The following is a 15,948-nucleotide window of genomic DNA, read 5'->3' as shown; positions in this document are numbered from 1 at the left end:
GCTTTCACTGGCCGGCCATGTAATGGTTTGGGGCCGCTACGCAGCCCAGCGGGAGCAAGCTCCCTCGCCACAGGTCCATTCACCGGCCAAACAGGCCGAGCAACACGCTATACTCCCGCTCTTTTTTCCGGAGCGACGTCATGTCCCTGCCTAGCCTGCGCCTCAAAGCCAACGCCGACCGTCGCCTGCGCAACGGCCACTTGTGGGTCTACAGCAACGAAATCGATGTCGCCGCCACGCCGCTGCACGGTTTCAACGCCGGCGATCAAGCCATCCTCGAAGCCGCCGGCGGCAAGCCGCTGGGCATCGTTGCGATGAGCCCGAACAACCTGATCTGTGCCCGCCTGCTGTCGCGCGACATTAAAGTGGCGCTGGACAAATCCCTGCTCGTGCACCGCCTGAACGTTGCGCTGTCGCTGCGCGAGCGCCTGTTCGACAAACCGTTCTATCGCCTGGTCTACGGTGACTCCGACCTGCTGCCGGGCCTGGTTGTCGACCGTTTCGGCGATATCCTGGTGGTGCAGATCGCCTCTGCCACCATGGAAGCGCACAAAGACGACGTGATCGCCGCGCTGACCCAAGTGCTCAAGCCAAGCGGCATTCTGTTCAAGAACGATTCCGCCGCTCGTGACGCCGAAGGCCTCAACCGCTACGTCGAAACCGTATTCGGTCTGGTCCCGGAATGGGTCGCGCTGGAAGAGAACGGCGTGAAGTTCGAAGCACCGGTCATTCAAGGGCAGAAAACCGGCTGGTTTTACGACCACCGCATGAACCGCGCGCGCCTGGCGCCTTACGCCAAAGGCAAACGCGTTCTCGACCTTTATAGCTACATCGGCGGCTGGGGCGTGCAGGCTGCCGCATTCGGCGCCAGCGAAGTGTTTTGCGTGGACGCATCGGCGTTCGCCCTCGATGGTGTCGAGCGCAACGCTGCCCTGAACGGCTTTGCCGACAAGATGACCTGCATCGAAGGCGACGTGTTCGAAGCCTTGAAAGAACTGAAGGCCAGCGAAGAGCGTTTCGACGTCATCGTGGCCGATCCGCCAGCGTTCATCAAACGCAAGAAGGACATGAAAAACGGCGAAGGCGCCTACCGCCGCCTCAATGAGCAAGCCATGCGCCTGCTCAACAAGGACGGCATTCTGGTCAGCGCTTCGTGCTCCATGCATTTGCCGGAAGATGACCTGCAGAACAGTCTGCTGACCAGCGCCCGCCACCTGGATCGTAATATCCAGCTGCTCGAGCGCGGTGGCCAGGGTCCGGATCACCCGGTACACCCGGCCATCGCCGAAACGCGCTACATCAAGAGCATCACCTGCCGTCTGCTGCCCAACAGCTGATTGACACGCGATTGAACGGGGAGCCAGCGGCTCCCCTTTTTTTTGCGCGCCCCTCCCAACTGGCAACTTCCTACATTAGTTTCCCACCGGAACGCAGGAAATTTCCCTGCATAATTAATTATTCAAACTTATCCTACAAGTTAACGCTCGACGCACGACAAGTCCGACAAAATCGTTGGAATATTCCTACTTAATATCCGCTTGCCAATATTCCATTACAAACTATTATTGAGTTGTCGCCACGAGGCGACTTCAACTATCAAACGAACAAGGAGTTCATGCTATGAAAGTTATTTCTATGGAAAGCAACAAAATCGCAAACCTGGCATTTCTGGTAGCGCCTAAAGCCCGCTAAGCACGTCTAGACGCCGGAGAGTGCCGGCAATCCGGCGTCTACAAGACATTCAACCAGAGTGACTCTCCAACATGCACGTCAATCCTTATTTATTTATATTACCGCGCACGCCTGCCCAAATCGTCTGGAACTATAAAGACCATGTTCAGTACGAGCTGGATCTGGAACATTCGTCACGCCTCGGCGAACTCATCAACAACCCCGACCTGTTCGACGAACAGAACAACATAGATCTGCAACTACTGGATGCCGGCATATTAACTTCGCAAAAGACGGATACTCCGCCATGGGGCTGGGATGAACTGTCGAGAATCTTTCATATCGGTACACAAAACATCCCCAGCCAAAAAAACCCGCAAACGATCGATGAATGGGCCAGGCAATACCTCCAACACTGCAACGACGTGCTGGCCAGCCCTGCGCCTGATACCGCTCGCCTGCCCAACCCCTTGGGTGAAACCATCGCCCTCCCCACACCCGCCATCCCGGACCCTGACAGCCTGACCGACGTGCTGACCCGACGGAAAACCTGTCGCTCATTCACGGGTCGCGCCGTTTCACTCGTCGATGCCAGCACCCTGCTGTATTGGTCTTTCGGCTATCTGCGTGAGCGCGATCCTTCCGGCGACGGCATCGCCGAAGGCCTCGAAGCACGACGCAGCAGTCCTTCAGGCGGCGGCTTGAACGCCTGCGAATGCTTTGTCCTCGCCCAGCATGTCGATGGCCTGGAGCCGGGGGTTTACGCTTACCACCCCGACAGGCATGTTCTGACAGCGGTGAGCCCTTCGCTGCAGTCTCCGCTCGGCCTGTTGCTGGGTGGGCAGCATTTCATCAATAACCTGCCGCTGGGGCTGTTCATCACCGCCCGATTCGACAAGCTATGGTGGAAATACCAACATTCGCGCGCCTATCGAATGGCCTTCGTCGAGGCCGGCCACCTTTCACAAACCCTGCAGATGGTCGCCACGGCGCTCGGCCTCGGCACCTGGCTGACAGGGGCTTTCGCCGACGCGCAGGTCGAGGCGTTGCTGAAGGTTGCCGGCCGCGCAGAACAGCCCTTGTTTTTTGTCGGCTGCGGCGAAAGCGACGGCGAAGCGATGTGCCTGGAAATGCGCGAGTTGTTGCAGCGACAGCCCTGTGAGTCGCAACCATGAGCACACTCACCGACGCTCAGGATACGCCGCCTGTTTCCTGGGCCCTGCGATTCACTTTGGGTGACTGGGACCGTCGCGCCTCGGTGCGTAACAGCCAACACGACTACCAGTTGCCGGACGACCTGCAGGAACAACTGCAAGCACGGTTCTGGTTTCCGCCAGCGTTCCTGCCCTATCTGGCCCATCCGGCCGTCGTCGCCGCCGGCAGCGCAGTGGCGCATCGCCTGTGCGCCAATCATCTGGTGCATTTTCTCGATTACACGACGCTGCTCGAACACCGCATCGTCAATCGTGCCGTCGAAGTCATCGTTCACGAAGAACTGCCAATGTTCGTTCCGGCGCAAATGAAAACCGCCGCCCTGCAGCTGTACACCGACGAGGGCTACCACGCACTTTTCTCCAATCGTCTTGCCGAACGGATTGCCGGTTTTTACGGTTTCACCGGGCGACCAGTCATGCCGTTGCGGATCACCCGACTCAACGCCCTGATCGCCCGCACGCCCGAAAGCCATCGCCCGCTGGCCTGGTTTCTGCTGGGCTTTGTCTCGGAAACCATCATCGCCCGGGAATTGCTGGATGTGTGCCGGGACAGTCTGGTGTCCAGCGTCAGCGACATGCTGCGCGACCACCTGACCGACGAGGCGCGGCACAGCCGCTATTTCAGCGAAGTGTTCCATTACCTGTGGCTGACCCTGAACGCCCGGCGGCGCACATTTGCGGCCCGGGCGCTGGTGGACATCCTCGGAATTTTCTTCGAGGTCGACGAAGGCTGGTTGCAGCAAAGCCTGCGCGGGGCCGGCATCGCCGACGAAGCGATCAAGGAGATTCTCGCCAGCCTGACCCACCGGGAAGCCAAACGCCTGCGCGCCAGAAACGGCGCCATCGCGACCCTGGATGCATTGAAAAAGGCCGGTTTTTTCGCCTTGCCCAACAACTGCAAACTCTTCGCCAAGGCGGGACTGATCGATGAATGAAAACAGCTCTGCGGTCACCTCGCGGCAAAAACGCGGGGCGGTCAGTCTCTTGTTGGCGATGGTCTTGCTGGGGGTGTTTCCACTGGATGTGCTGCTGCCTTCCTTTCCAGCCCTGGCCGCTCACTTTCACCACACCCCGGCGGACATAGCGCTGTCCATCAGCCTGTTCGCCCTGGGCATCGCGTTCGCCCAGTTGCTGATTGGCCCGCTGTCCGACGCCATTGGCCGCAAAGGCTTGTTACTGACCGGCATGACGGTCTCGATGGTCGGTGCCCTTGGCTGCGTGGTGACCAGCGACTACACCGTGTTCCTGATCTTTCGGGTGGTGCAGGCGCTGGGTTGCGGTTGCTTCGTCCTGTCCCAGGCGCTGGTCCAGGATCTGTTCGAAGGCGAGGAACGTGACCGCCTGCGCATCCTGATGGTCACGGCCACAGGGATCTTCATCTCGGTCTCGCCACTGGCCGGCACCTTTTTACAGGCCACCCTCGGCTGGCGTGGCAGTTTCTGGCTGTTCACGCTGCTGGCGGCGCTGGTATGGCTTAAAGCCTGGTGGTTTCTGCACAACGACCGCCCGACACACCGGGACAGGCCGCTGGGTTTCATTCAGTCTTATCGCAAAGTGCTGGGCAACGGCGAGTTTGTCGGCTACTGGCTGATCTCGGCTTTTGCATTCGCCTGCCACTTCTCGTTCATCGTGATATCGCCGCTGATTTTCATGGATCAACTGCAACTGGCGCCGTATGACTTCTCGCTGGTTCTGCTGGCTTACGGTGCGGCCTACGTCGTCGGCGGCCTGGTCGCCACGGTATTGAGCCGACGGATGAACCCCGAGGAGCAAATCGTCGCAGGGCTGAGTCTGATTCTGTTGTCAGGGCTGGTGATGCTGATCCTGTCGTCGGCTTTCACCTTGACCATCACCAGCGTGCTGATTCCCATGCTGATCTGTACCGCCGGCACCACCATTGCTCGCCCGGCCGCCACCTCGCGGGCCATGGATATTTTTCCACACATCGCCGGCACCTCGGCTTCGGCGGGCAGCATCATCATTTTCATCTGCGGCGGTTTGATCAGCGCGCTGATCAGCCTGAGCCCCACCAACCTTCAATCGACCCTGGCGTGCAGTTTCCTGCTGCTCAGCGGCGTGGCGCTGCTGCTGAACCAGTGGATCAGCCGCCGCCGAACACACCTGGCCGGCCAGGGCGTTGCGCAACCGAGACGCCCATAAACCTGCCGGTCGTCATCCCGCACACCGTGACAGCGGGGGAACAACACGTTGCGCCATTCCCTCCAGACGCCAGCGGTGTAGAATCGCTGGATTCATCGCCATTCATCCCCGGCGGGTTTATGAGCTCAGGCTGAGACCAGCGGCGATCCCGCAACGTCATCGGCAACTTCCGGACACACGGCCATTTCTGAGTGTCCCTGAGGTCAACAGAAGCTCACTCCCCTTAAGTACCTGATTAGCCGCCCGGAGTGCTCCATGCCAGATTACCGCTCGAAAACATCCACCCACGGCCGCAACATGGCCGGCGCCCGCGCACTGTGGCGCGCCACCGGGATGAAAGATGACGACTTCAAGAAGCCGATCATCGCCATTGCCAACTCGTTTACCCAGTTCGTGCCGGGCCATGTGCACCTCAAGGACCTGGGCCAACTGGTCGCCCGCGAAATCGAGCGCGCCGGCGGCGTAGCGAAGGAATTCAACACCATCGCCGTGGATGACGGCATCGCCATGGGCCACGACGGCATGCTTTATTCGCTGCCGAGCCGCGAGATCATTGCCGACTCCGTCGAGTACATGGTCAACGCCCACTGTGCCGACGCCATCGTCTGCATTTCCAACTGCGACAAGATCACCCCGGGCATGCTGATGGCGGCCTTGCGCCTGAACATTCCGGTGATCTTCGTTTCCGGCGGTCCGATGGAAGCCGGCAAGACCAAGCTCGCCGCCCACGGTCTCGACCTCGTCGATGCCATGGTGATCGCCGCCGACTCCAGCGCGTCCGACGAGAAAGTCGCCGAGTACGAGCGCAGCGCCTGCCCGACCTGCGGTTCGTGCTCCGGCATGTTCACCGCCAACTCAATGAACTGCCTGACCGAGGCGCTGGGCCTGGCCTTGCCGGGCAATGGTTCGACCCTCGCCACCCACAGCGACCGCGAACAGCTGTTCCTGCAGGCCGGCCGGACCATTGTCGAGCTGTGCAAGCGTTACTACGGCGAGAACGACGAGTCGGTACTGCCGCGCAACATCGCCAACTTCAAGGCGTTTGAAAACGCAATGATGCTCGACATCGCCATGGGCGGTTCGACCAACACCATCCTGCACTTGCTCGCTGCCGCCCAGGAGGCCGAAATCGATTTCGACCTGCGCGACATCGACCGTCTCTCGCGCAGCGTTCCACAGCTGTGCAAAGTCGCACCGAATATCCAGAAGTACCACATGGAAGACGTGCACCGCGCCGGCGGCATTTTCAGCATCCTCGGCTCGCTGGCCCGCGGCGGCCTGCTGCACACCGACCTGCCAACCGTGCACAGCCGCAGCATGGAAGAAGCCATCGCCAAGTGGGACATCACCCAGACCACCGACGAAGCCGTGCATCACTTCTTCAAGGCAGGTCCTGCGGGCATTCCGACGCAAACCGCATTCAGCCAGTCGACTCGTTGGGAAACCCTCGATGACGACCGTGAAAACGGCTGCATCCGCAGCTTCGAACACGCCTACTCGAAAGAGGGTGGTCTGGCCGTGCTGTACGGCAATATCGCGCTCGATGGTTGTGTGGTGAAAACCGCCGGTGTCGATGAGTCGATCCACGTCTTCGAAGGCAATGCGAAAATCTTCGAAAGCCAGGACAGCGCGGTGCGCGGCATCCTTGCCGACGAAGTGAAAGCCGGCGATATCGTGATCATTCGTTACGAAGGGCCGAAAGGTGGCCCAGGCATGCAGGAAATGCTCTATCCGACCTCGTACCTGAAATCCAAAGGCCTGGGCAAAGCCTGCGCCCTGTTGACCGACGGCCGTTTCTCCGGCGGCACCTCGGGTCTGTCCATCGGTCACGCTTCGCCAGAGGCTGCGGCCGGCGGCGCAATCGGCCTGGTGCAGGACGGTGACAAGGTGCTGATCGACATTCCGAACCGCTCGATCAATCTGTTGGTCAGCGACGAAGAACTGGCGGCACGCCGGATCGTGCAGGACAGGAAAGGCTGGAAACCGGTCGAACAGCGTCCGCGCAAAGTGACCACAGCGCTGAAGGCCTACGCCCTGCTGGCGACCAGCGCCGACAAGGGTGCGGTGCGCAACAAGGCGATGCTCGACGGCTTGTAAGTCTTAAGCGTCATAAAAATGCCCCGCCAAGTGCGGGGCATTTTTTTGCCTGACTAATTTAGCTGGTGAACATGATGGCCCCATCGCGAGCAGGCTCGCTCCTACAGGGGAACGCATTTCAATCTGTAGGAGTGAGCCTGCTCGCGATGGGGACGACGCGGTATTACTGAATATCCTCCGGCTTGACGATCACCCAGTTCTTGTCCGCCGTCACCGGCAAACCTTGCTTGGCCTGGGCCGCGGCGTGCTTGGCCATCATGCCGTTGATTTGGGTCATGTACTTGTCCTTGCGGTTGATCCACAAGTGAATGCCGCCCTTGGCCACGTCGACATCATGGAACAGCATGTAGCCATCGCTGGTCGGGGTGTCGCCACCCACCAGCACCGGTTTTTTCCATTCGTCGATGTAAGTGAGGATCGCGGCGTGCTTGCCGGCCATCCAGGTGGCCGGGGTCCACAAGTAAGGAGTCAGCTCCAGGCCGAGGTTAGCCTGCTCGTCGTATTTGCCGGCGGTGATCTGCTTGCGTGCAGTGGTCAGTTCGCCGCTCTTGCGGTCCTTGAGCAGCAGCGAAACGCCGATCACGTTCTGCGGCTTGACGTTGTAGCCGTACTTCGGATCCGCCGCGACCATGCGCACCAACTCTTCAGAGGCCGCGGTCATCACGTAGACCTCAATGCCGTTCTCCATCAGCTTGTTGTACAGCTCCTGCTGACCGGTGAAGATTTTCGGCGGGTTGACGTCGAGCGTCTTCACCACATCGCCTTCGTAGTAAGTCGCTGGCACCGGTTTGCCCGATGCCATCAGCTCATCAACGTAGCCCTTGAGTTCCTTGAGGGTAAAACCGGAGAACACCTGCGCCACCCACGGGTAGCAGACCATGTCGTCGATTTCGCAGAGACGGTAGTAATAACTGAACAGGCTTTCCTTGTGCTCGGCGGTGTCCTTGAACGGCATCAGTTTCAGCGAGGGATCGAGCTTGTCGCGGGTGATCAGGCCCTTGTTTTCCATGAAGGGCAGCAGGGATTCTTCGAGGTCGTAGCGGTAACTGGTGTTGTCCATGTCGAACACCGCGTAGTTACCCTTGTTGGCATTGGCGGCGATCATCGCGTCGAGCGCCTTGGCCTGATCCGCCGGCCAGTGTTTGAGGTCAGTGGCAAAGGCCTGGCTGGCGAAGGCCAGACCCACACTCAGCGCAACAGCCAGATATTTCGGTGCGAACTTCATAAGGCCCTACTCCCCGCGTTGAAAGAGCTCGACCGTAACAAATCGATATGACGAACTTCGTCTGCCAGCGACCGTCCGCGTCCGTTTTACGCCAGGTGCTTTGCCGAGAACGACACGCGCTTATTCCAAAAACGACGGAGAGCCTGCGATTTTGGTATTAATTCATTGCAAATCAAGCTGTTAGGCTTATCGGTTCGCAGCAGCCCCGGACGGCTGTTGGCACAGTCTTTCCTGGAGTCCTCATGAACCTACCGTTGATTCTCAACCTGCTGGTGTTCCTCGCCCTGCTCTTGGGCCTGGCGCAGACCCGCCACACCTCATGGAGCCTGGCGAAAAAAGTCCTGCTCGCGCTGGTTCTGGGTGTGGCCTTCGGCGTGGCGCTGCACACGATTTACGGTGCCGGCAATCCGGTGCTGAAAGCCTCGATCAGTTGGTTTGATCTGGTCGGCAACGGCTACGTGCAGTTGCTGCAAATGATCGTCATCCCGCTGGTATTCGCCTCGATCCTCAGCGCCGTGGCGCGTCTGCATAACGCTTCGTCGCTGGGCAAAATCAGTTTCCTGACCATCGGCACGCTGCTGTTCACCACGGCCATTGCCGCATTGATCGGCATCGGCCTGACCAATTTGTTCGGCCTCACCGCTGAAGGCCTGGTCGCTGGCACCCAGGAAATGGCTCGCCTGCAAACCATTCAGAACGACTACGCCGGCAAGGTCGCCGACCTGAATGTGCCGCAACTGCTGCTGTCGTTCATTCCGCAGAACCCGTTCGCCGACCTGGCCCGGGCCAAGCCGACCTCGATCATCAGCGTGGTGATTTTCGCAGCGTTCCTCGGGGTTGCTGCCCTGCAGTTGCTCAAGGACGACGTGGAAAAAGGTCAGAAAGTGATCAATGCCATCGACACCCTGCAAGCCTGGGTGATGCGTCTGGTGCGTCTGGTGATGAAGTTGACGCCGTACGGCGTGCTGGCGCTGATGACCAAAGTGGTCGCCGGTTCCAACCTGCAAGACATCATCAAGCTCGGCAGTTTCGTAGTCGTGTCGTACCTCGGCCTGGGCCTGATGTTCGTGGTGCACGGCGTGCTGGTCTCGGCGGCCGGGATCAACCCGCTGCGCTTCTTCCGCAAGATCTGGCCGGTGCTGACGTTCGCGTTCACCAGCCGCTCCAGCGCGGCGACCATTCCGCTGAGCATTGAAGCGCAGACTCGTCGTCTGGGCATTCCGTCGTCGGTCGCCAGTTTCGCCGCTTCGTTCGGTGCGACCATCGGCCAGAACGGTTGTGCCGGTCTCTATCCGGCGATGTTGGCAGTGATGGTGGCGCCGACGGTCGGCATCAACCCGCTGGATCCGCTGTGGATCGCGACGCTGGTGGCGATTGTCACGTTGAGTTCGGCCGGTGTGGCCGGGGTCGGTGGCGGCGCGACGTTCGCCGCACTGATCGTGCTGCCAGCGATGGGCTTGCCGGTGTCACTGGTGGCGTTGCTGATTTCGGTCGAGCCGCTGATTGATATGGGCCGTACCGCGCTGAACGTGAGTGGCTCGATTACCGCGGGTGCGATTACCAGCCAGGTCATGCAGCAGACTGATAAAGAATTGCTGGATGCCGATGAGCATGCGGAGTTGGCGCAGGCATAAGTAGCGCCTGACAAACCGCTATCGCGAGCAGGCTCACTCCTACAATTGGAATGCGTTCCCCCTGTAGGAGTGAGCCTGCTCGCGATGCTTTTAAGCCTTCTCCCAAACCTCAAAGCTGTACGCCGGTTTGTCACCTTCAGCCGGATTCGGCACGTTCGAGACCAGCTTCCACTCGCTCAAATCAAACTCTGGAAACCACGCGTCGCCCTCCGGGGTCAGCGCCACGCGGGTCAGGTACAGCCGATCGGCCTGTGCCAAGCCTTGCGCATACAGTTGCGCCCCGCCAATCAACATCAACTCATCAACGCCCTGCTCTTTCGCCCACTCTTCGGCGCGAACCACTGCTGCCTCAAGCGACGGATAAACCTCGGCGCCTTCAAGCACCAGCTCTGGCTGGCGGCTGACGACGATGTTCAAGCGCCCCGGCAGTGGCCGACCGAGCGAATCCCAAGTCTTGCGGCCCATGATGATCGGCTTGCCGAGCGTGGTCGCCTTGAAGTATTTGAAATCCCCCGGCAGGTGCCAGGGCATGCTGTTGTCGACGCCGATCACGCGGTTTGCACCGAGGGCTGCGATCAGGCTTAAAGGGAGTGATTTAGTCATGCCGGCGAGGATACCAGAGCCGCGCTTACCCCGATAAGCGCCACAGCGGTTATGCTCAGCGCTCGATCAAGCAACGGGACGCCGCGTGACTGAACTGACTCCATTGCAAAACCTCTGGCTGACTGAAACCGTGCGCCTGCGCGAAGAACACGCAGGCCCCTTGGACGATCTGGAAGCCAATCGGCTGGCCCGTGCGGCCGGCGGCGATCTGCCCGGCCGCATTCAGCGCCGTGCGTTATGGCTGGCCGAACGTGACGGACTGACGGCTGCGCTCAAGCACTGGCTGCAAGGCGCGCGTCTGGCGCTGGTGTTGTTGATGATCTTCGCGGTGCTGAGCGGCGCCGGTCTGGCCTTCGCCGCACTCGGGCAGACGCCCGTGAATGTGTTCTGGGCTTTAGGCAGCCTGCTCGGGATCAATCTGATTCTGTTGTTGAGCTGGGCGCTGGGCTTGATCTTTGCCGGCGAACACGGCGCCACGCTCGGGCGTTTGTGGTTGTGGCTCAGCGAAAAACTTGCCCGCGACGCCAAAGCCGCGCAACTGGCGCCGGCCCTGCTGCTGATGCTGCAACGCAAGAAACTCAACCGCTGGGCGCTCGGCGCGCTGGTTAATGGCCTGTGGCTACTGGCGATGTTCAGCGCGCTGATCCTGCTGCTGACGCTGATGGCGACCCGGCGCTACGGCTTCGTCTGGGAGACCACGATTCTCGGCGCCGACACGTTTATCTCTATCACCCAGGCCCTCGGCTATCTGCCTTCGCTGATGGGCTTCAACGTGCCGACGGTTGAGATGATCCGCGCCAGCGGCAACGGCGCCCTCGACATCGAAAGCGCCCGGCAGGCCTGGGCGAGCTGGCTGGTCGGGGTGCTGGTGGTGTACGGCGTGCTGCCGCGACTGCTGCTGGCGCTGTTGTGTTTCTGGCGCTGGAACCGCGGCAAAGCCTCGCTGCGTCTGGACCTGAATTTGCCCGGTTACGCACAACTGCGCGAGCGGCTGATGCCGACCAGCGAACGCCTCGGCGTCAACGACCCGGAGCCGGCGCAATTGCATCGCGTGGAAAGCCAGGCCGGCGAGCTGGCCAGCGAAGGCGCGCTGCTGGTCGCCATCGAACTCGACGAGCAGCGCCCATGGCCGCCCGCGCTGCCGAAAAACGTCAACAATGCGGGCATCCTCGACAGCCGCGAATCCCGCCACAAGCTCCTCGAACAACTGAGCCGCTTCCCGCCGGCGCGGTTGGCGATTGCGTGTGATCCGCGGCGCTCGCCGGATCGCGGCAGCCTCGCCTTGATCGCTGAACTGGCGCGCAATGCCGGCGCCACCCGGGTCTGGCTGCTGCAAGCGCCACCCGGCGAAGGCCTGGACGCCGAACGCCTGGGTGACTGGCACGTCGCGCTGCAACAGCTGGAGTTGCCGTTCGCCGATTGCGCGCCGATGAACTGGCTGGAGAGCGGACATGACTGATGCACGCAAGGCACCGCTGAAACTCGCGGTGGTCGGCCACACCAACGTCGGCAAGACCTCACTGCTGCGCACGCTGACTCGCGACGTCGGTTTCGGCGAAGTCTCCCATCGACCGAGCACCACCCGGCACGTCGAGGGAGCGAGGCTGTCGGTGGATGGCGAGCCGTTGCTCGACCTCTACGACACGCCGGGGCTGGAAGACGCCATCGCCCTGCTGGATTTTCTCGAGCGCCTGGAACGCCCCGGCGAACGCCTCGACGGCCCGGCGCGACTGGCGCGGTTCCTCGACGGCAGCGAGGCGCGCCAGCGTTTCGAGCAGGAAGCCAAAGTGCTGCGGCAACTGCTCGCCTCGGATGCCGGCCTGTATGTGATCGACGCCCGCGAACCGGTGTTGGCTAAATATCGCGATGAACTGGAAGTGCTCGCCAGTTGCGGCAAACCGCTGCTGCCGGTGCTGAATTTCGTCAGCAGTGCCAACCATCGCGAGCCGGATTGGCGCGAAGCATTGGCGCGGCTGGGGCTGCATGCGCTGGTGCGTTTTGACAGCGTTGCGCCGCCCGAGGACGGTGAGCGCCGGCTGTACGAAAGCCTCGCGCTGCTGCTGGAAAACGCCCGGCCGCAGCTGGAGCGCTTGATTGCCGACCAACAGGCGCAGCGCCTGGCGCGTCAGCAAAGTGCGGCGCGCCTGATTGCCGAATTATTGATCGACTGCGCCGCGTGCCGGCGCAGTGTGATCAGCGAAGCCGAACAGGAGCAGCAAGCGATCAGTGAGTTGCGCAAAGCGGTGCGTCAGCGCGAACAGCGTTGTGTCGAGGCGCTGCTCAAACTCTACGCGTTCCGCCCACAGGACGCGGCCGCCAGTGATCTGCCGTTGCTTGATGGGCGTTGGGGCGATGACTTGTTCAACCCCGAGACCCTGAAGCAACTCGGCGTACGCGTTGGCGGCGGTATTGCTGCCGGCGCAGCGGCCGGGGCTGGCGTGGATTTGCTGGTGGGCGGAATTACCCTCGGCGCAGCGGCGTTGGCCGGGGCGATTGCCGGTGGCGCGCTGCAAACGGCGCGCAGTTATGGCAGCCGCCTGCTCGGCAAGATCAAGGGTCAGCGGGAATTGACGGTGGACGATGCGGTGCTGCGCCTGTTGGCGTTGCGCCAGCGGCAGCTGTTGCTGGCGCTTGATCAGCGCGGGCATGCGGCGCTGGACAGCATTCAGGTGGCCACGCCTGTGGACAAGACCTGGCGCGAGGGCAAGTTGCCCGAAGCCTTGAACAAGGCCCGGGCGCATCCGCAGTGGTCATCGCTCAATCCGCATCCGAAACTGAATCAGGCGGAGCGGCAGGAGCAGATTGAGGCGTTGGCCAAAGATTTATAGCGACTGGTCTGGCCTCTTCGCGAGCAAGCTCGCTCCCACATTGGATAGTGGTCACAACACAAAACCCTGTGGGAGCGAGCTTGCTCGCGAATGCAGCACCGCGGTTCAGAGGCTTACCCACAAGCAGTCGCGCCGCTTTCTCTGCGCGGGATCATCTATGCGTGGTTTCTGCCTCCTCCAAAAGCTGCACGATATTGCGCTCGGCCAGCGCCGGGCCGACGCTCATGCCGACGCCGCTGTGCATCAGCGCCACACTCAAGCCCGGTGCGGGGCGCAGGAACGAAAACGGCGCCGGCCCGCGAGCACCATAGACGCCCTGCCAGCGCTCGACCACTTGCACCTTGCAGCCCAGCGTCTGCTCGGCCAGTTCGAGCATCCAGTTGTCGATCTGCTCGGCGTTGAACGGTGAAACATCGCTGCCGTAATGATGCGAATCGCCAATGATCAGTTCGCCATAGGGGGTCGGGCTGATCAGCAGGTGAATGCCGTTGGCGTGCAGGTGTGGCTGACCGCGGCAGATCTGCGCCTGCACCGCCGCTGCTTCCGGCAAATCGGCGAACGCGCCGTAGTGCACACAGCTCAAACCGGTGAGCACAGCGTGTTGCAGATTCAGCTCGATTTGCGGTTTTGCGCGGAGCATCTGTAGCTGGCAGATTCGCGGCTCAAGCGCGGCGATCGGCTCGGCCAGCAGGGTTTGATAGTCGTGGCCGGAACAGACGATGATTTGCGGCGCAGTGAAGTCGCCGGCAGTGCTGCTCAGACGTCCCGATTCAACGTCGCGCACCAGTGTGGAAAAGTGAAACTCGACGTCGAGGTCGCGCCGCAGGTAGTCGACCAATGCCGGAATCGCTTCGCGCGAATACAGCTGTTGATCGTCAATGCCGTGCAATGCTGCACGGTGATGGCTGAACTGGCCGCGATAGAGATCGCGCAGCGCTGCGCCGCGCAGCAGGTCAACGTTGTAGCCGTGCTCGATTGCGCGGCCAGCGCAGAAGGCTTCAAGCAGTTGCTCTTCGGCTTCGGTACGGGCGAACAGGTATGAGCCGTTGCGCTTGATCTGCAGGCCGGCAAGTTGCGCCCAGTCGCCCCAGATTTCGCGGCTGGCCTTGGCCAGTTCCAGCATCGTGCCGGGTGGCTGGCCGGTGACCAATGCCTGGCCGAAGTTGCGCACCGAGGCGCCGAGGGGGGTGGCGGTGCGTTCGAACACCGCGACTTTGAGACCGCGTTTGGCGGCGGCGTAGGCGTGAGAGAGGCCGAGGATGCCGGCGCCGATGATAAGCAGGTCTTTGTGGTGTGTCATGAACCACCTCTATGATCGTTCCCACGCTCCGCGTGGGAATGCAGCCGAGGACGCTCCGCGTCCTTTGTGACGCGGAGCGTCACGGGATTCATTCCCACGCGGAGCGTGGGAACGATCAGAACTGAAGATCCAATGTGGGAGTGAGCCTGCTCGCGAAGGGGCCCTGTCAGTCGATAGAGATCTTACTTGGCGACAACCTTTTCGGACTTGCCGTCATAGCGCTTGCGCCATTCAGCCAGGATCGCATCGCGGTTCTTCGACGCCCAGGCAAAGTCATTTTTGATCAGGCGCTGCTCATAATCGGCCGGCAATTCGGTCTGCGGCTTGGCGATCCCCGGCTGGGCGAGCACGGCGAAGTTTTCTTTGTACAAATCCATCGCCTCGGCACTCGCCGAAAAATCAGCCAGTTTCTTCGCCGCTTCTTCATGCGGCGTGCCTCTGATCACCGCTGTCGCTTCGATCTCCCAGCCCAGGCCTTCCTTCGGCAGGATGATGTCCAGCGGCGCGCCCTGGCGCTTCAACTGTACGGCTGGATACTCAAAGGAGATGCCGATTGGAAACTCGCCCGCTGCCGCCAGTTTGCAGGGCTTGGAACCGGAGTGAACGTACTGGCCGATGTTCTGGTGCAGACCGTCCATATAGGCCCATCCCTGCGGCTCGCCGAAGGTTTGCAGCCAGGCGCTGACGTCGAGAAAACCGGTGCCGGACGAGGCCGGGTTGGGCATGACGATCTTGCCCTTGTACTCAGGTTTGGTCAGGTCCTGCCAGCTCACTGGCTTGGTCAGACCCTGCTTCTCGGCTTCGACGGTATTGAAGCAGATCGTCGCGGCCCAGACATCCATGCCGACCCACGCCGGCGGGTTGGCGGCGTCGCGGTAGTTCGCACCGATCTTGCCCAGATCCTTCGGCGCATAGCTTTGCAGCATGCCTTGCTGAGCAAGGATCGCCAGGCTGGACGCCGCCAGGCCCCACACCGCATCCGCCTGCGGCCGGGCTTTTTCAGCCAGCAGTTTGGCGGTGATGATTCCGGTGGAATCGCGCACCCATTTGATCCCGATGTCCGGGTTGGCCTTTTCAAAGGCTTCCTTGTAAGACTTCAGTTGCTCGGCTTCGAGGGCGGTGTACACCGTCAACTCGGTTTTTGCCGCGAAGGCATTCAGGCTGAACGTCGCGAGCACAGCAGCGGCCAGGGCCATAGGCTTGAACATGAGCGGAT

12 protein-coding genes are annotated in these 15,948 nt (G+C 61.2%); 8 read left to right on the top strand and 4 right to left on the bottom strand.

All coding sequences use genetic code 11. The features are described from left to right. Nucleotides 1-140: 140 nt before the first annotated feature. The 5 genes from HU739_RS19460 (at nucleotide 141) to ilvD (ending at nucleotide 7,142) form a co-directional block, all read left to right on the top strand. On the top strand, nucleotides 141-1,337 hold the full coding sequence (locus HU739_RS19460) for a class I SAM-dependent rRNA methyltransferase (RefSeq protein ID WP_186551224.1): 1,197 nt from the start codon (nucleotides 141-143) through the stop codon (nucleotides 1,335-1,337). A gap of 426 nt (nucleotides 1,338-1,763) precedes the next feature. After that, nucleotides 1,764-2,846: a SagB family peptide dehydrogenase gene (locus HU739_RS19455; RefSeq protein WP_186551225.1), complete on the top strand. Its 1,083-nt coding sequence runs from the start codon at nucleotides 1,764-1,766 to the stop codon at nucleotides 2,844-2,846. Then, nucleotides 2,843-3,820 (top strand): diiron oxygenase, encoded by a 978-nt coding sequence (locus HU739_RS19450; protein ID WP_186551226.1) that lies wholly within the window; start codon nucleotides 2,843-2,845, stop codon nucleotides 3,818-3,820. The genes HU739_RS19455 and HU739_RS19450 overlap by 4 nt, the downstream gene beginning before the upstream one ends. Next, nucleotides 3,813-5,045, top strand: a complete 1,233-nt coding sequence (locus HU739_RS19445; RefSeq protein ID WP_186551227.1) for a multidrug effflux MFS transporter — start codon at nucleotides 3,813-3,815, stop codon at nucleotides 5,043-5,045. The genes HU739_RS19450 and HU739_RS19445 overlap by 8 nt, the downstream gene beginning before the upstream one ends. 255 nt (nucleotides 5,046-5,300) lie before the next feature. Continuing rightward, the gene (gene ilvD, locus HU739_RS19440) at nucleotides 5,301-7,142 is read left to right on the top strand and encodes a dihydroxy-acid dehydratase (protein WP_186551228.1); all 1,842 of its coding nucleotides are present in this window, start codon (nucleotides 5,301-5,303) and stop codon (nucleotides 7,140-7,142) included. A gap of 163 nt (nucleotides 7,143-7,305) precedes the next feature. On the opposite strand, the gene HU739_RS19435 is transcribed toward ilvD, so the two are convergent. Continuing rightward, nucleotides 7,306-8,367, bottom strand: coding sequence for an HAD family hydrolase (locus tag HU739_RS19435; RefSeq protein ID WP_186551229.1), 1,062 nt, complete (start codon nucleotides 8,365-8,367; stop codon nucleotides 7,306-7,308). Nucleotides 8,368-8,609: 242 nt separating this feature from the next. Between HU739_RS19435 and HU739_RS19430 the strand changes: the two genes are divergently transcribed. Then, entirely contained in the window at nucleotides 8,610-10,001 is a 1,392-nt protein-coding gene (locus HU739_RS19430) for an L-cystine transporter (RefSeq protein WP_186551230.1), read from the top strand. 90 nt (nucleotides 10,002-10,091) lie between these two features. Here the strand turns inward: HU739_RS19430 and HU739_RS19425 are convergent, their stop codons facing one another. Continuing rightward, entirely contained in the window at nucleotides 10,092-10,604 is a 513-nt protein-coding gene (locus tag HU739_RS19425) for a dihydrofolate reductase (protein WP_186551231.1), read from the bottom strand. Nucleotides 10,605-10,689: 85 nt separating this feature from the next. Between HU739_RS19425 and HU739_RS19420 the strand changes: the two genes are divergently transcribed. Beyond that, nucleotides 10,690-12,063 (top strand): DUF2868 domain-containing protein, encoded by a 1,374-nt coding sequence (locus tag HU739_RS19420; RefSeq protein WP_186551232.1) that lies wholly within the window; start codon nucleotides 10,690-10,692, stop codon nucleotides 12,061-12,063. After that, entirely contained in the window at nucleotides 12,056-13,432 is a 1,377-nt protein-coding gene (locus HU739_RS19415; RefSeq protein WP_186551233.1) for a GTPase/DUF3482 domain-containing protein, read from the top strand. Before HU739_RS19420 ends, HU739_RS19415 begins: the two co-directional genes overlap by 8 nt. 151 nt (nucleotides 13,433-13,583) lie before the next feature. Here HU739_RS19415 and HU739_RS19410 read toward each other — a convergent pair whose 3' ends face one another. Both HU739_RS19410 and HU739_RS19405 read right to left on the bottom strand, forming a co-directional pair. After that, nucleotides 13,584-14,732: a TIGR03364 family FAD-dependent oxidoreductase gene (locus HU739_RS19410; protein ID WP_186551234.1), complete on the bottom strand. Its 1,149-nt coding sequence runs from the start codon at nucleotides 14,730-14,732 to the stop codon at nucleotides 13,584-13,586. 182 nt (nucleotides 14,733-14,914) lie between these two features. Further along, on the bottom strand, nucleotides 14,915-15,940 hold the full coding sequence (locus HU739_RS19405; RefSeq protein WP_186551235.1) for a putative 2-aminoethylphosphonate ABC transporter substrate-binding protein: 1,026 nt from the start codon (nucleotides 15,938-15,940) through the stop codon (nucleotides 14,915-14,917). Between the last annotated feature and the right edge of the window lie 8 nt (nucleotides 15,941-15,948).

The sequence above is a fragment of the Pseudomonas hamedanensis genome, assembly GCF_014268595.2.
GTDB classification, from domain to species: domain Bacteria; phylum Pseudomonadota; class Gammaproteobacteria; order Pseudomonadales; family Pseudomonadaceae; genus Aquipseudomonas; species Aquipseudomonas hamedanensis.
Note: the sequence above shows the minus strand (reverse complement) of the source record. Positions and strands in the feature narration are given on the sequence as shown.

What these genes read in the sequence shown, in the direction of transcription:
- HU739_RS19460 (WP_186551224.1), top strand. Translation starts at nt 141, where the DNA reads ATGTCCCTGCCTAGCCTGCGCCTCAAAGCCAACGCCGACCGTCGCCTG.
- HU739_RS19455 (WP_186551225.1), top strand. Translation starts at nt 1,764, where the DNA reads ATGCACGTCAATCCTTATTTATTTATATTACCGCGCACGCCTGCCCAA.
- HU739_RS19450 (WP_186551226.1), top strand. Translation starts at nt 2,843, where the DNA reads ATGAGCACACTCACCGACGCTCAGGATACGCCGCCTGTTTCCTGGGCC.
- HU739_RS19445 (WP_186551227.1), top strand. Translation starts at nt 3,813, where the DNA reads ATGAATGAAAACAGCTCTGCGGTCACCTCGCGGCAAAAACGCGGGGCG.
- ilvD (WP_186551228.1), top strand. Translation starts at nt 5,301, where the DNA reads ATGCCAGATTACCGCTCGAAAACATCCACCCACGGCCGCAACATGGCC.
- HU739_RS19435 (WP_186551229.1), bottom strand. Translation starts at nt 8,367, where the DNA reads ATGAAGTTCGCACCGAAATATCTGGCTGTTGCGCTGAGTGTGGGTCTG.
- HU739_RS19430 (WP_186551230.1), top strand. Translation starts at nt 8,610, where the DNA reads ATGAACCTACCGTTGATTCTCAACCTGCTGGTGTTCCTCGCCCTGCTC.
- HU739_RS19425 (WP_186551231.1), bottom strand. Translation starts at nt 10,604, where the DNA reads ATGACTAAATCACTCCCTTTAAGCCTGATCGCAGCCCTCGGTGCAAAC.
- HU739_RS19415 (WP_186551233.1), top strand. Translation starts at nt 12,056, where the DNA reads ATGACTGATGCACGCAAGGCACCGCTGAAACTCGCGGTGGTCGGCCAC.
- HU739_RS19410 (WP_186551234.1), bottom strand. Translation starts at nt 14,732, where the DNA reads ATGACACACCACAAAGACCTGCTTATCATCGGCGCCGGCATCCTCGGC.
- HU739_RS19405 (WP_186551235.1), bottom strand. Translation starts at nt 15,940, where the DNA reads ATGTTCAAGCCTATGGCCCTGGCCGCTGCTGTGCTCGCGACGTTCAGC.